This window comes from Tardiphaga sp. P4_G1 (assembly GCF_056401215.1).
Window position 1 is genome coordinate 39758 of sequence record NZ_JBFUJU010000014.1, and the last position, 13612, is coordinate 53369.

General features: G+C 61.7%; 13 protein-coding genes and 1 pseudogene. 5 read left to right on the forward strand and 9 right to left on the reverse strand.

The genetic code is table 11. From position 1 onward, the window contains the following. Nucleotides 1-301 precede the first annotated feature (301 nt). From otnK to ltnD, 3 genes are read right to left on the reverse strand one after another with little or no spacing between them, the layout of a single operon-like run. Nucleotides 302-1579, reverse strand: coding sequence for a 3-oxo-tetronate kinase (gene otnK, locus AC1DUY_RS27755; RefSeq protein WP_478118516.1), 1278 nt, complete (start codon nucleotides 1577-1579; stop codon nucleotides 302-304). Continuing rightward, nucleotides 1576-2358: a 2-oxo-tetronate isomerase gene (gene otnI / locus AC1DUY_RS27760; RefSeq protein WP_439079392.1), complete on the reverse strand. Its 783-nt coding sequence runs from the start codon at nucleotides 2356-2358 to the stop codon at nucleotides 1576-1578. Before otnI ends, otnK begins: the two co-directional genes overlap by 4 nt. Before the next feature lie 17 nt (nucleotides 2359-2375). Then, nucleotides 2376-3308: an L-threonate dehydrogenase gene (ltnD, locus tag AC1DUY_RS27765; RefSeq protein ID WP_478118518.1), complete on the reverse strand. Its 933-nt coding sequence runs from the start codon at nucleotides 3306-3308 to the stop codon at nucleotides 2376-2378. Nucleotides 3309-3441: 133 nt separating this feature from the next. On the opposite strand from ltnD, the gene otnC reads away from it, so the two are divergent. Then, on the forward strand, nucleotides 3442-4107 hold the full coding sequence (otnC, locus tag AC1DUY_RS27770; protein ID WP_478118520.1) for a 3-oxo-tetronate 4-phosphate decarboxylase: 666 nt from the start codon (nucleotides 3442-3444) through the stop codon (nucleotides 4105-4107). 152 nt (nucleotides 4108-4259) lie between these two features. Next, a pseudogene (locus AC1DUY_RS27775) lies at nucleotides 4260-4549 on the forward strand (GIY-YIG nuclease family protein). 118 nt (nucleotides 4550-4667) lie between these two features. Here the strand turns inward: AC1DUY_RS27775 and AC1DUY_RS27780 are convergent. The 6 genes from AC1DUY_RS27780 to AC1DUY_RS27805 form a co-directional block, all read right to left on the reverse strand. Further along, the gene (locus AC1DUY_RS27780) at nucleotides 4668-5372 is read right to left on the reverse strand and encodes an ABC transporter ATP-binding protein (protein ID WP_309947609.1); all 705 of its coding nucleotides are present in this window, start codon (nucleotides 5370-5372) and stop codon (nucleotides 4668-4670) included. Beyond that, nucleotides 5356-6090 carry an ABC transporter ATP-binding protein gene (locus AC1DUY_RS27785; protein WP_068733262.1) on the reverse strand — a complete coding sequence of 245 codons (735 nt, stop codon included), beginning with the start codon at nucleotides 6088-6090 and terminating at the stop codon, nucleotides 5356-5358. Before AC1DUY_RS27785 ends, AC1DUY_RS27780 begins: the two co-directional genes overlap by 17 nt. Then, the gene (locus tag AC1DUY_RS27790) at nucleotides 6087-7070 is read right to left on the reverse strand and encodes a branched-chain amino acid ABC transporter permease (protein WP_170849756.1); all 984 of its coding nucleotides are present in this window, start codon (nucleotides 7068-7070) and stop codon (nucleotides 6087-6089) included. The genes AC1DUY_RS27785 and AC1DUY_RS27790 overlap by 4 nt, the downstream gene beginning before the upstream one ends. After that, nucleotides 7070-7903, reverse strand: coding sequence for a branched-chain amino acid ABC transporter permease (locus tag AC1DUY_RS27795; protein ID WP_210269314.1), 834 nt, complete (start codon nucleotides 7901-7903; stop codon nucleotides 7070-7072). The genes AC1DUY_RS27790 and AC1DUY_RS27795 overlap by 1 nt, the downstream gene beginning before the upstream one ends. 267 nt (nucleotides 7904-8170) lie before the next feature. Further along, nucleotides 8171-9421, reverse strand: a complete 1251-nt coding sequence (locus AC1DUY_RS27800) for an ABC transporter substrate-binding protein (protein ID WP_068733256.1) — start codon at nucleotides 9419-9421, stop codon at nucleotides 8171-8173. 81 nt (nucleotides 9422-9502) lie between these two features. Beyond that, the gene (locus AC1DUY_RS27805; RefSeq protein WP_478118524.1) at nucleotides 9503-10321 is read right to left on the reverse strand and encodes a putative hydro-lyase; all 819 of its coding nucleotides are present in this window, start codon (nucleotides 10319-10321) and stop codon (nucleotides 9503-9505) included. 119 nt (nucleotides 10322-10440) lie between these two features. Here AC1DUY_RS27805 and AC1DUY_RS27810 point away from each other — a divergent pair, with 119 nt between their 5' ends. Genes AC1DUY_RS27810 through AC1DUY_RS27820 form a run of 3 tightly spaced genes read left to right on the forward strand, consistent with a single transcriptional unit; the run spans nucleotide 10441 to nucleotide 13578 of the window. After that, nucleotides 10441-11358 (forward strand): LysR family transcriptional regulator, encoded by a 918-nt coding sequence (locus AC1DUY_RS27810; protein WP_093759539.1) that lies wholly within the window; start codon nucleotides 10441-10443, stop codon nucleotides 11356-11358. Nucleotides 11359-11399: 41 nt separating this feature from the next. Continuing rightward, nucleotides 11400-12647 (forward strand): Zn-dependent hydrolase, encoded by a 1248-nt coding sequence (locus AC1DUY_RS27815; protein WP_089262379.1) that lies wholly within the window; start codon nucleotides 11400-11402, stop codon nucleotides 12645-12647. 22 nt (nucleotides 12648-12669) lie between these two features. Beyond that, nucleotides 12670-13578 carry an NAD(P)-dependent oxidoreductase gene (locus AC1DUY_RS27820; RefSeq protein WP_478118531.1) on the forward strand — a complete coding sequence of 303 codons (909 nt, stop codon included), beginning with the start codon at nucleotides 12670-12672 and terminating at the stop codon, nucleotides 13576-13578. The last annotated feature ends 34 nt before the right edge of the window (nucleotides 13579-13612 follow it).

Genomic DNA, 13612 nt, shown 5'->3' on the forward strand with positions numbered 1-13612 from the left:
TTTGCATGAAGGGCTGCGAACGAGCGGTTTCCCGGCCTGTCCACGCCAGCAGATTTACCCGACCTGCGACAAAATAGCTAACGCGCGAAGCCTCACGGCAATTCACTTCAGCGGTATTGTTAATTGTTTCCGGGCCGCCGTGGCGTCCGCACAACAGTTTTAGGCTTAAATAGACGCGGCTGCGGCTCGCGACACCCAAGGTGTCATGGGCCGGTCAAGATGAACTATCTGTAATGCGCGCGGCGCAAGCAGCGCCCTGCCTATTCGGGCAGCCTGTCGCCCCGGGATTGGGCGACATCCATCAGGTCATCAGGCCAAGCGCATCTTCAAAAAAAGCCGGTCCGCCGAAATTGCCGGACTTGAGCGCCAGCAACATCTCGCGCTCCGCCGTACCGACCGCGCGCAATACCGGCACACCGGGAGCGATTTCCGCACCAACCAGAAAACCCGGAATGCCCAGCCGATCGACGACAGCACCGGATGTTTCGCCGCCAGCCACGACGAGCCGTTGTACGCCGGCGCGGACGAGACCTTCAGCGAGATCGGCCATCGCCTGCTCGATGGCATGCCCGGCGGCATCGCGGCCATGGCGCTTTTGCAGGGCTGTCACCTGATCCGGCGTCGAACTGCTGGCGATCAAGACCGGGCCCTTGCCCAACCGCTCCTTCGCCCAGCCGAGCGCGCGCTGGACTTCCGCGCCGCCGGCAATCACCTGTTCGGGATCGAGATGCAGCACTGGCATCACCTGTTCGGCACGCGCGATCTGCTGCAGCGTCGCCTGCGAACAACTCCCAGCCAGACAGGCTGCAGCGCCACCCACAGGCGTATCCTTGATCGAGGTCGCCGCATTCGCCTTGACGCGGCCGGACGCGACCAGTGCACGCGCGAGACCAAGCCCCATGCCGGATGCACCGACAGAGACGCGATGACCCAGGGCGACCGCACCGATGGTTTCCAGATCGCTGGCAAATACGGCGTCGATGATCGCCGCGCCAAAGCCATTCTCCGACAGTCCATCGAGATGCGTCCGCACCACGTCGGCACCGCAGGCGACAACTCCGAGATCGACCAGCCCGATATTTGTCGCGCTCTGCCGCGCCAGCACACGGACGAGATTGGAGTCGTGCATCGGATTGAGCGGGTGATCCTTCAGCGGGCTCTCGTTCAGCGGCACGGAGCCAACGAACAGATTGCCCTGATAGACCGTGCGGCCGGTCTCGGGGAATGCCGGTGTCACCAGCACGATATTGTCACCGGAATCGAGCCGCAACGCGTCCATCACCGGGCCGATATTGCCGGCGTCGGTGGAATCGAATGTCGAACAGATCTTGAACAGCACATGATCCGCGCCGCGGCTGCGCATCCATTTTTCGGCGGCGCGCGATTTCTCGACCGCCTTGCTGGCCGCGATCGAGCGACTCTTCAGCGATACTACAACGGCATCGACGTCCGGCAGCTGCAGATCATCAGCAGGAATGCCGATGGTCTGCACCGTGCGCAGACCGCAGCGGGTCAGCGTGTTGGCCAGGTCGGACGCGCCAGTGTAGTCGTCAGCGATGCAGCCCAGCGCCAGCGTCATGCTTTCACTCCGGCATAGGGCTTGAACCAGCCAAGTCCTGCGACCGTATCGCCGGCCGGGCGATATTCGCAGCCGACATAATTGTCGTAGCCGATCCGGTCGAGTTCATCGAACAGGAACGGATAGTTCAGTTCCTCACCGGACGGTTCGTTGCGCGACGGCACGCTGGCGATCTGGATATGCCCGATCCACGGCAGCATCTCGCGCAGCCGCATCGTGACGTCACCGTGCATGATCTGGCAGTGGTAGATATCGAACTGCAGCCCGAGATTCGGAATCTTCATGTCAGCGATGATGTCGCGCGCGAACATGAAGTCGTTGAGAAAATAGCCGGGCACGTCGCGCGGGTTGATCGGCTCAATCACCACGTCGACGCCATGCTCGCCAAGAAAGTTGGCGGCCCATTCGATGGATTTGCGGAAGGCCGCCACGGCCTTCGGATCGCGGCGATCGGCGAGACCCGCCATCATGTGCAGGCGGCGGACATTGGTGGCCAGGGCATAGGGCAGTGCCGTGTGAATGCTCTGCCTGAGCTCATCGAACTTGTCGGGACGAGCGGCAAAACCCTTTTCGCCGGCATTCCAGTCGCCCGGCGGCAGATTGAACAGCACCTGCTTGAGCCCGTTGCGTTCCAGTCGTTCGGCAATCGCTTCCGGCGGATGCTCATAGGGAAACAGGAATTCCACCGCAGTAAAGCCTGCCTTGGCCGCGGCATCGAAGCGATCGAGGAATGCGTGTTCGTTAAACATCATGCTGAGATTGGCGGCGAAGCGGGGCATCGATCGTCCTCGTGTTCTTAATTCGGCTCGCCCGGCAGCTTGGTACCGGTGACCTTGGCATACATTCGCGCCACCGACGCATCGTCGTCCCGGCCCATGCCGGAGGCCGATGTCATCAGGAACATCTGCAAAGCCGCAGCGGAGACCGGCACCGGGAATTTCGCTGTACGCGCCATGTCCTGGATGATGCCAAGATCCTTGACGAAGATATCTACCGCGCTGCGCGGCGTGTAATCGCCATCGAGCACATGCGGCATGCGGTTCTCGAACATCCAGGAGTTGCCGGCGGAGGCGGTGATCACCTCGTAGACCTTGCGGATATCGAGACCCTGCTTGGCGGCAAACGCGATGGCTTCCGAGGCGGCGGCGATATGTACGCCTGCGAGGAGCTGGTTGATCATCTTGAAAGCGGCGCCCTGCCCGGCGGCATCGCCGAGTTCGTAGAGCTTGGCGGCCATCGCATCGAGCGCCGGCCGCGCCTTGGCAAAGGCAGCCTCGCTGCCGGATGCTAGAATGGTGAGTTCGCCCTGCGCCGCACGCTGTGCACCGCCGGAGATCGGGGCATCGAGGTAATGTCGGCCGGTGGCTTCGAGATCCCCGGCGAGGCGGCGGGCGACATCGGGATCCATCGTCGCGGACGATACGAATACCGCACCTTTCGGCAGCGTTTCGGCAACGCCATCCGTCCCGAACAGGATGGTCTCCGTCTGCGCGGCATTGACGACGACGCTGATGACGATATCCGCGCCCTGCGCAGCGCCGGCCGGGGTATCCGCGCCCTGCCCTCCGTCCGCCACGAAGCGCTTCACCGCATCCGCCGACACGTCGCAGCCAGTCACCGTGAAGCCGGCCTTCTTGAGCGACAGGGCCATACCATAGCCCATCGACCCCAGACCAATAACGGCGACGCGTGGTCTCTCAGAACTTGGTTTTTCAGATGCAGGTGACATGCAGCAATTCCCTAGGGGTCCTCGATGGCCAGCTTGAGGCGGCCTTGCCTCTCGGTAACACGGCTTGGCCATCATGCCAAAGCGTGGGAAAAAGCATCACGAGGAAATGCCAAGAAAAGACCGAGGACATCCGGTGACTGACACAAAGCTGCGTGAAGAGATCTGCCGGCTCGGCCGCTCGCTGTTCGACCGCGGGCTGACGCCGGGCTCATCCGGCAATATCAGTGTGCGCTGCGATGATGGCGGCTGGCTCGTGAGCCCGACCAATGCGTCACTGGGCTCACTCGATCCGGCCCGGCTGTCGCGCCTCGACAGCAAAGGCCGCCTCATATCTGGCGACGCGCCAACCAAAGAGGTTCCGCTGCATACGGCACTGTATGAGACACGCAGCGCCGCCCGCGCCGTGGTGCATCTGCATTCGACCCATTCGGTGGCGGTGTCGATGCTGCCGGAAATCGATCCGCGCGCCGCGCTGCCGCCGATGACGCCCTATTACCTGATGAAATGCGGCGCGACGGCCCTGGTGCCGTATTATCGGCCGGGCGATCCGGCGGTCGCCGATGCTATCAAGGGCCTCGCCGGTAAATATTCATCCGTGCTGCTGGCCAATCACGGCCCGGTGGTGTCCGGCGACACGCTGGAAGCAGCGGTCTATGCCATCGAGGAACTCGAAGAAACCGCGAAACTCTATCTGCTGCTGCGCGGGCTCAACCCGCGGCACCTGACGCCGGCACAAGTGAAGGACCTGGTGGCGACGTTCGGGCTGGTTCTGCCCGATCATGACGCGCATGGGCACTGACCGAAATTGACGGCATTGCCCCTGCCCCATCATTGCGAGGAGCCCTTGCGACGAGGCAATCCAGTCTTCGCTTGTTGCTTCTGGATCGCCGCGTCGCTTCGCTCCTCGCAATGACGGGGAGAGGACGGTGAACCATCGATGCGGAGGGAGCTGTGAAAGAACCTTGCGTCTACATCATGGCCAGTCGTCGAAACGGGACGCTCTATACGGGGGTCACCAGCAATCTGCCAAGCGCATCTACGAGCATCGCGAAGGCCTGGTGTCCGGCTTTTCCAAGTCCTACGGATGCAAGCTGCTCGTCTGGTTCGAGGTCCATGAGACAATGGAATCGGCAATTGCTCGCGAAAAGCAGCTTAAAGCCGGCAGCCGAACCAAGAAATTGGCGCTGATCGAAGCAGTCAATCCGAACTGGAAAGACCTTTACGGCAGTCTCTTCGAATAGCCCCGGCCCATCCTCGTCATTGCGAGCGCAGCGAAGCAATCCAGAAGCGGCAAGCGCAGATGGAACTGGATTGCTTCGTGGCTGCGCTGCTCGCAATGACAGCCGATGCGACCGAGCGCTACAGCCCCAGATACGCCTTGCGCACGTCCGGATTGGTCGCAATCTCCGAGGCCTTGCCCTGCATCTGGACGCGGCCGGTCTGCAGGATGTAGGCGCGGTCGGCGATCTCCAGCACTTCGGCCATGCGCTGCTCGACGATCAGCACGGTCATGCCCGCGTCGCGGATTTTGATGACCGCCTGAAAGATCTCGTCCACCAGCTTCGGCATGATGCCCTGCGACGGCTCGTCGAGCATCAACAAGCGCGGACGGGTCATCAGTGCGCGGCTTATGGCCAGCATCTGCTGCTCACCGCCGGACAGGGTTTCGGCGCGCTGCTCGAGACGTTCGGAAAGGCGCGGGAACAGGTCGAACACCAGCTTCAACGGCTCGTCGCGATCGAGCTTGCCGCGATACATGTAGCTGCCGAGGCGGAGGTTGTCTTCCACCGACAACCGCGGAAACAGCCTGCGGTTTTCCGGCACATAGGCGATGCCGCGCGCGGTGATGAGATGCTGCGGCACGCCGTTGATCTGCTCGCCATCGAAGGTGACGGTGCCCGAACGCGGACGCTCGGCGCCGGCGATGGTCTTGATCAGCGTCGACTTGCCGGCACCATTGGAGCCGCAGACGGCGACGATCTCGCCCTTGGCGACGTCGATGGTGACGTCCGAAATGGCGACCAGCCCCTGATAGGCGGTGGTGGCCTCACGCACCGACAGCATGGCGATCCCCGAGATATGCACTGATGACTTCAGGATGCCGCACGACATCCGCGGGTTTGCCCTCGACAAGCTTCTTGCCGAGATTGAGCACGATGGCGCGGTCGACCAGCGGCATGACGATTTCCATGACGTGTTCAACCATCAGCACGGTGACGCCAGTCTCGCGGACCTTGCGGACCAGGGCCACGCCCGACTGCGCCTCGAGCGGCGTCAGGCCGGTGAGACATTCGTCGAGCATCAGGAGCTTCGGTTCGGTGGCCAGCGCACGCGCCACTTCGAGGCGGCGCTTCTCCGACGGAATGAGATCCCTAGCAAGCTTGTCGGCGCGCGGGGCAAGACCGCAGAACTCAAGCACCTCATGTGCCTTGCGCCGCGCATCGCGCATCTTTTCGTTGCGGATCAGCGCGCCGACGATGACGTTGTCGATCACGGTCATGGTCTCGAAGCTCTTCACCACCTGGAAGGTGCGCGCGATACCGCGCTGGCAGCGTTCCGCCGCCGGCATCTGCGTGACGTTCTCGCCGTTGAACCAGATCGTGCCCTGCGTCGGCGGCAGCACGCCGGCGATCAGGTTGAACAGCGTCGACTTGCCGGCGCCGTTCGGCCCGATCAGGCCGACGATTTCGCCAGCGCCGACGGAGATCGAGACGTCGCTATTGGCGATCAGGCCGCCGAAGCGCTGCCAGACGCCACGGGTTTCGAGAAGAGGTGTCGTCATTGCGGCACTCCTTTCGAAGCCGGACGTCGCGAGAATAGGCCGATCAAACCATCGGGCCGCGCCAGCGAGATCACGACGATCACTGCGCCATAGAGGATGAGATCGACGCCGCGGCCGGAGCCGCCGATGAAGGAGCGCGTCAGTTCGGTCATCGGGATCAGGATGACCGCGCCGAGCACGGGTCCCCATAGCGTACCGATACCGCCCAGCACCGCCGGCAGTGCCATCAGCAGCGAGAACTGGAAGGTCATGACGCTTTCAGGATCGATATAGGAGACGAACTGCGCGTAAAACGCACCGCCGATCGCGGTGAGGAAGGCCGAGACGGCCGCTGCGCCCATCTTGGAATTGAACACCACGACGCCGAGGCTTTCGGCCGCATCGGGATTATCCTTCACCGCGCGCCACCAGAAGCCCCATTTGGAGTCTTCCAGCCACCAGGTGATGAACCAGGCGACGCAGCAGAACACGAGCGCGAAGTAATAGAACGGCAGCTTGCTGCGCGTGAACTGGAACTTGGCCCAGCTATCGCCGCGCACCGGGATGTCGATGCCGAGCGCCGCACCGGCATAGTCCCAATTGTGGAACAGCAGGAAGCCAATTTCGGCGATGACGATAGTGGCGATGACGAAGTAATGGCCGCGCAGGCGGAAGGTCGGATAACCCAATGCGAGCGCGATCAGCGCGGAGATGATGCCACCGCCGAGCATGCCAAACCACGGCAGCACGCCGAATTTGGTGAACAGCAGCGCCGTCGTATAGGCGCCGAGGCCGAAATAGAGCGCGTGGCCTAGCGAGATCTGGCCGCAATAGCCGCCAAGGATATTCCAGGCCTGCGACAGCGCTGCATACATCAGGGTCAGCACCATGATGTTCTGGACATAGACGTCCTTGACGAAGAACGGCACGCAGGCGGCGATGGCCGCAAGCGCGGCGGCGAGGATGAGGTCGCGGCGGCGACGTTGGGTGAAGCTGTCCATCAGATCGATCCGAACAGGCCGCGCGGCCGGACAAAGACAACGAGGAGATAGACGGCATAGATGCCGACCGATTTGAGCGACGGCGGCAGGATCATCGCGGTGGTCGCCTCGACCAGGCCGACGATGATGCCGCCAGCAAAAGCGCCGAACACGCTGCCAAAGCCGCCGAGCGCCACAGTGACGTAGGCGATCAGCGCAAAGGACGCGCCCACGTCGGGATAAATGTAGAAGAAGATCGCCATCACGCCGCCGGCGAGACCGATCAGCGCCGAGCCGAGGCCCCAGCCGAGGGCGAATACCTTGTTCTTGTCGATGCCGACCAGCGCCACGGCGCCGGCATCCTCACGGGTCGCTTCAAGCGCGCGACCGAAATCGGTCTTCTTCATGAAGAAGTAGAGCGCGCCGAAGGCAGCGATGGAGATCAGCGCGCCGACCAGCTGCGGCACCGGCAGGAACACCCCGAAGATCGAGATGGTCTTGCCGCCGAGCATCGAGGCCGGGATGCTGCGATAATCCGGGGTGAAGAAGAACTGCGCGAGGCCGCGCATCAGGATGGCGAGGCCGAAGGTTGCGAAGATCTGCACCATGCCGATATTGGCCTTGGCTCGCATCGCGAAGCGTATGATCACGAGATAGATCACCGCGCCGAACACGAACATGCCGGCGGCCACCAGCGGGATCGACAGCAGTGGGTCGACCGCCCAGAACATGAACAGGAAGAAGGTGAGGTACATCGCCAACATCAGGAATTCGCCATGGGCGAAGTTGGTGACGTCCATCAACCCGAAGATCAGCGCGAGGCCGACCGCGAGCAGGCCGTAGAGCAGCCCCATCAGCAATCCGCTGGCAAGGCTCTGGATGATGGTCGCGGCGGTCACGAAGTAATCCTCTCTGTCTGTCGTCCCCGCGAAAGCGGGGACCCATAACCACCGACATCACAACTGGGCGATGCCGGTCAGACCAGGTGCAAACCAATCCTTCGGAGGATATGGATCCCCGCCCCCCGCACGCCTTCGGCGTGCTAGGCGGGGATGACACCGGAGTATGTGATGGCATCGTCGAGTCCGACGACGCCACCGCATGCATTTAGAGAACGCGCCTTACGGCATCGGCCAGATCGCATCCGCCACGGCGGCCTGCGGCGGGAAGATGGTGACGAACTTGCCACCGTTATACTGCAGCAGCACCGGGTCGGCGTTGTTGTTCTGGCCCAACTCGTCGAACTTGACCTTCGCCCACGGCATGATCGTGCTTTCGCCAGGCATGTCGGTGGCGACCAGCGCTTCGCGGATCTTCTCACCATCGGTCGACTTGGCGCGATTGATGGCGTCGGCCATCACGATCAGGCCCATGAACTGGCGCGAGGAGTAGTCGTTGAAGTCCTTACCGGACTTCTCCTTGAACATGTCGTTGATCTTGCCGACCATCGGACGCTTGGCGGCGAGATCGAGCGAGAAAGAACCGCGCGAGATCACGCCCGGAATCTTGTCGCCGACCGCATCATACAGCGCCTTCTCGGAGAAGCCGGCGTCCTGTGCGACGATGTTCTTGGCCTTGTAGCCGAGTTCGCCCATGGTCTTGATGAGCAGGATGCCATCGGTGGTGTAGCTCGACGGCATCAGCACGTCGGCATTGGCAGCCTTGAGCTGCTGCACTTCGGCAGTGAGTGACGGCGAATTGGCGCGATACTTGATGTCGGCGACGATCTTGTAACCGCGGTCGGCAGCGAGCTTGAGCTGCGCATTCGCCGAGTCCGTACCGAAGATGGTGTCTTCATGGAACAGCGCCAGCGTCTCGATCTTCTGGCCTTTTTTCTTCAGCGCATCGAAGAAATCGAACATCGCCGTCGAGAACATTTCGTCATGCGGGGCGGCGCGGAAGTAATATTTCAAGCCACGGCGATGCAGGCTTGGCGATGAGTTGTCGGCCGACAGGAACGGGATCTGGTAGCGCTCGCAAATCTGGCTGACGGTGACGGCGACGGCGCTCTGATAGGTGCCGACAATGGCCGAGACCTTCTCCTGGGTGATGAGGCGCTCGGCTTCAGCGCGGCCCTTCTGCGGATCGGCCTGGTGGTCGGCAAATACGAGACGCACCTTGGCGCCGCCGAGACCGGTGAAGCCTTCGCCCTTCGCCATCGGCAATGCGAAATCGTAATCCTTGTTGATGATATCGGCAGCAGTTTCGAAAGCCTTCTGCGCGTCGACGCCGATCTGCGCGCTGGCGCCAGACAGCGGATAGATCACGCCGATCACGACTTCCTTGACCTGCGCGCGCGCAGGCTTGGCGAGAGGCAGCAGCGCGGCGGAAGCGGCGCCTCCAAGCAATACGTTTCGGCGAGAAATCGTCATGTCTTTGTCCTTTGTGACCGGCGGCTATCGATGAAACTAATCAAGGTTACGGTAAAGCCCGAAAGATCGGCAAGCTGCTTCTTATAAAACAGCCAAATGCTTATTCTTCAGGTCCGTGACGAGCATGACACCCGGCGCATGCGTAATCGCGAACGGCACGCGCGCTGCAGCAATGACCGCTTGCGGCGTGACACCACAGGCCCAGAACACCGGGATTTCATCGTCGTTGATGTGCACCGCATCGCCGTAATCAGGCTTGTTGATATCCTTGATGCCGATCGACTGCGGCAGACCCAGATGTACCGGCGCACCATGCACTGCGGGAAACCGCGAGGTGATCTGGACGGCACGGATCGCATCAGCCGGCTTCAGCGGGCGCATCGACACCACCATCGGCCCGGCGAACGGGCCAGCGGATTTGCAGGCGATGCTTGTGCGATACATCGGCACCAGCACATCCTGTTCGATGTGACGGATCGGCAGGTCATCGGCCATCATGGCTTCTTCGAACGAATACGAACATCCGATGACGAAAGACACGAGATCGTCGCGCCAGTACTTCGTCACCTCGTAAGGGCGATCAATCGCCTCACCATCCTTCCAGACGACATATTGCGGAATGTCAGTCCGGATATCGAGATCAAGACCGAGGGCGGGAATGCTTGGATTGCCGACATCCGACATGCCGATGATCGGGCACGGCTTCGGATTGAGCTGGCAGAAGCGATGGAAAGCCGCGGCCTGGGCTTCCGGCAGAATAACGAGATTGCCCTGGACATAACCCGGGGCCACTCCGGCGGTGCTGCCATATTTGCCCGCGCGATATTCGCGGCGAGCAACCGCGCTGGGCAAATCCGAGGATTGATCGTCGCTTTGCTGCGCTGCCGAAGAAATAGCCATCTTAGTGCCCTGCCTAATTCTGCCTCGACACGCACTGAAACTCAGGGCTAGTATAATGTCTAATCGTTGTTTTTAATCGATATCCATAAATCCTACTTATCTATAGCCGGATCGCATCCATGGCGGACTTCAAGGCGCTGGAGACTTTTCTCTGGGTGGTCAATCTCGGCAGCTTCCGCGGCGCGGCCCAGAAGCTCAACACGACCCAGCCGGCAATTTCCCAGCGTATCGCGCAACTGGAACATGAGATGGGCGTGCGGCTTCTGCAGCGTGACCGCCGTATCGCCTCGCCGACGCCGGCCGGGCGGCAGATGCTGGTCTACGCCGAAAAGCTGATCGGCCTGCGCTCAGAGATGATGGCGGCGGTTGGCGATCGCTCGGCAATGCGCGGCGTGCTGCGACTCGGCGTCGCCGAGACCATCGTCCACACTTTGCTGACGCGGCTGATCAAGCACGTCAATATCTCGTATCCGAACCTGTCGCTCGAAATCGAGGTTGATATCACGCCGAACCTGAACGCGCGGTTGCAGGCACAGGAGATCGATCTCGCTTTCGTGCTCGGGCCGCTTTCGACATCCAACATTCGCAACCGTGTGCTGTGCGACTATCCCGTCGGCTTTCTCGCCAGCCCCTCACTCGGGCTCGGCAATGATCTGCTCTCGATCCATGACCTCGCGAAATTTCCCATCATCACCTTCTCGCGCAAGACCCGGCCCTACGAGATCGCGCGCTCGCTGTTCAACCGGCCCGACCTGCCACCGATCCGGCTGCACGCCAGCGCGTCGCTGTCTACCGTGATGCACATGGCCATCGAAGGCTTAGGCATCGCACTGATCCCGACAGCCATCATCGAGAACGAACTCGCGGACGGACGGCTGCAATTGCTCAATACCAACCTGCAACTCCAGCCGCTGACATTTTCGGCAAGCTGGCTCGCGTCACCCGACACGGCCGCGATCGAACTCGTCGCAGGCATTGCTGCGCAACTGGCGCAGAACAGCCCATTGGTTGACGAGCCGGCATCGCCGGGTCATTGAAAAGCAGGCTCTTCAACACAAACTTTCTCGGGACAGACCGCATGACCAAGCTTGGCGACAACCTCAAAATCGATTCCGCGCGGCTCTGGGACACCATCAACGAGACCGCAAAATTCGGCGGCACGCCAAAAGGCGGTGTGCGGCGTTTGACGCTCGGGCCTGAAGACAAACTGGTCCGCAACTGGTTTCGCAAGGCCTGCGAAGACGCTGGCCTGGAGGTGCATGTCGATGCCCTCGGTTCGATGTTCGCGCTGCGCAAGGGCCGCGACATGTCTAAGGCGCCGATCGGCATCGGCTCGCATCTCGACACCCAGCCGACTGGAGGCAAGTTCGACGGCATTCTCGGCGTACTCGGCGCGCTCGAAGTCGTCCGCACGCTGAATGATGCCGGCATCGAAACCGAGATGCCGATCTGCATCGCCAACTGGACCAATGAAGAAGGCTCACGCTTTGCGCCGGCGATGATGGCCTCCGCCGCCTATGTCGGCGACTTCACCACCGACGACATTCTGTCGCGCAAGGACATTGCAGGTGTCACCGTTGGCGAAGCGCTCGACGAGATTGGTTATCGCGGCGACGTTGCGGTCGGCACGCAGAAATTCTCGGGCTTCGTCGAACTGCATATCGAGCAGGGCCCGATCCTGGAGGCCGAAAGCAAGACCATCGGCGTAGTCGATTCCGGCCAGGGTGTGCTGTGGTTCGACGGCAAGATCACCGGCTTCGAGAGCCATGCCGGCTCGACCCCGATGCCGCTGCGCAAGGATGCGCTGGCGACATTGTCGGAGATCGTGCTCGCCACCGAGCGTGTGGTCAGCAATATCGGCGCGCTCGGCACCATCGGCGAAGCCGTGATCGCAAATCCGTCGCGCAACGTGATCCCCGGCGAGATCGCCTTCACCATGGATCTGCGCAGCGCCGACGCCGGCAAGCTGGACGCCATCGAGAAAGGCGTGCGCGATGCCATCAAGGAGATCGCCGCGCATCGCAAGGTTGACGTCGCCTTCGACAAGGTCTGGCACAAGCCGCCGACGCACTTCAACAAGGACTTCGTCAATGCGGTTGAGACGGCCGCGACGTCGCTCGGCTACTCGCATCGCCGTATCACCTCAGGCGCCGGCCACGACGCCTGCAACCTCAACAATATCATGCCGACAGCGATGGTGTTCATTCCGAGCAAGGATGGTATCAGCCACAACGAGCTCGAAAGCTCGACGCAGGAAGATTGCGCCGCCGGCGCCAATGTATTGATGCATACGGTGCTGGCGCTTGCCGGCGTCGCATCGAAGTAACGAAGACAGACAGGGGATAGTGATGCGGGGTGTATTCGTCGATGCCAGCGAAGAGCTGGCGAAGATTCTGGAACGGCTGACGCAGCCGGGCGACATCGCAATCAAGATCAATCGGGATGAGGACATCAAGTCGGCCGATCTGCCTGAGGTGCTGGACGGCGCAGAGATCGCGATCGTCGATCACACTTATCTGCCGACAGACGTTGCGAAGCAGTGCACGGGCCTCAAGCATGTGGTGTTTCTCGGCACCGGTGCACGCAGCTATATGCATATCGAGGAGCTTGCTGCGCTGGGGATCGAAGTCCACCTGATCCGCGGCTATGGCGATACGGCCGTTGCCGAATGCGCCATCGCGCATATGTGGGCTGCTGCGCGCGGCCTTGCCCAGCAAGACCGTGAAATGCGGGCCGGCAACTGGCTGCGCGATGAAGGCATGGAGCTGACTGGCAAAACGGTTGGTCTGGTCGGCTTCGGCGGCATCGCTGCGGAAGCCGCGCGTATTGCGCTCGGCTCGGGCATGAAGGTGATTGCCTGGAATCGGTCGCCGAAGACATATCCCGGCGTGACCTTCACCGATCTCGATACGGTGCTCTCGACCAGCGACGTCGTTTCGATCCATCTGCTGCTAAATGACGACACCCGCGGCATGATCACCCGCGAGCGCATCGGCCAGATGAAGAAGGGTGCGATCCTCGTCAACACCGCGCGCGGCGCGGTGGTCGATGAAGCGGCGATGATCGATGCACTGCGCTCCGGCCATCTGCGCCATGCTGGTCTCGACGTTTTCGACATCGAGCCACTGCCGGCCGGCCATGTACTGACAACGATCCCGAACGTGACGCTATCGGCGCATTCTGCCTTCCGGACGCCGGAGGCGAGCGTGAACCTGATCGCCGCGGCCTGGAAGCATTGCCGGCGGATTGCAGCTTAAGCGCTGCAAACTCCCAAAATGAAAATGCCCGGCT

Excerpts from the sequence above, each read along its gene's own strand:
- AC1DUY_RS27790 (WP_170849756.1), bottom strand. The coding sequence starts at position 7,070 with ATGGACAGCTTCACCCAACGTCGCCGCCGCGACCTCATCCTCGCCGCC.
- ltnD (WP_478118518.1), bottom strand. The coding sequence starts at position 3,308 with ATGTCACCTGCATCTGAAAAACCAAGTTCTGAGAGACCACGCGTCGCC.
- AC1DUY_RS27795 (WP_210269314.1), bottom strand. The coding sequence starts at position 7,903 with ATGGGGCTGCTCTACGGCCTGCTCGCGGTCGGCCTCGCGCTGATCTTC.
- otnK (WP_478118516.1), bottom strand. The coding sequence starts at position 1,579 with ATGACGCTGGCGCTGGGCTGCATCGCTGACGACTACACTGGCGCGTCC.
- AC1DUY_RS27820 (WP_478118531.1), top strand. The coding sequence starts at position 12,670 with ATGCGGGGTGTATTCGTCGATGCCAGCGAAGAGCTGGCGAAGATTCTG.
- AC1DUY_RS27800 (WP_068733256.1), bottom strand. The coding sequence starts at position 9,421 with ATGACGATTTCTCGCCGAAACGTATTGCTTGGAGGCGCCGCTTCCGCC.
- AC1DUY_RS27785 (WP_068733262.1), bottom strand. The coding sequence starts at position 6,090 with ATGACGACACCTCTTCTCGAAACCCGTGGCGTCTGGCAGCGCTTCGGC.
- AC1DUY_RS27810 (WP_093759539.1), top strand. The coding sequence starts at position 10,441 with ATGGCGGACTTCAAGGCGCTGGAGACTTTTCTCTGGGTGGTCAATCTC.
- AC1DUY_RS27815 (WP_089262379.1), top strand. The coding sequence starts at position 11,400 with ATGACCAAGCTTGGCGACAACCTCAAAATCGATTCCGCGCGGCTCTGG.
- AC1DUY_RS27780 (WP_309947609.1), bottom strand. The coding sequence starts at position 5,372 with ATGCTGTCGGTGCGTGAGGCCACCACCGCCTATCAGGGGCTGGTCGCC.
- AC1DUY_RS27805 (WP_478118524.1), bottom strand. The coding sequence starts at position 10,321 with ATGGCTATTTCTTCGGCAGCGCAGCAAAGCGACGATCAATCCTCGGAT.
- otnI (WP_439079392.1), bottom strand. The coding sequence starts at position 2,358 with ATGCCCCGCTTCGCCGCCAATCTCAGCATGATGTTTAACGAACACGCA.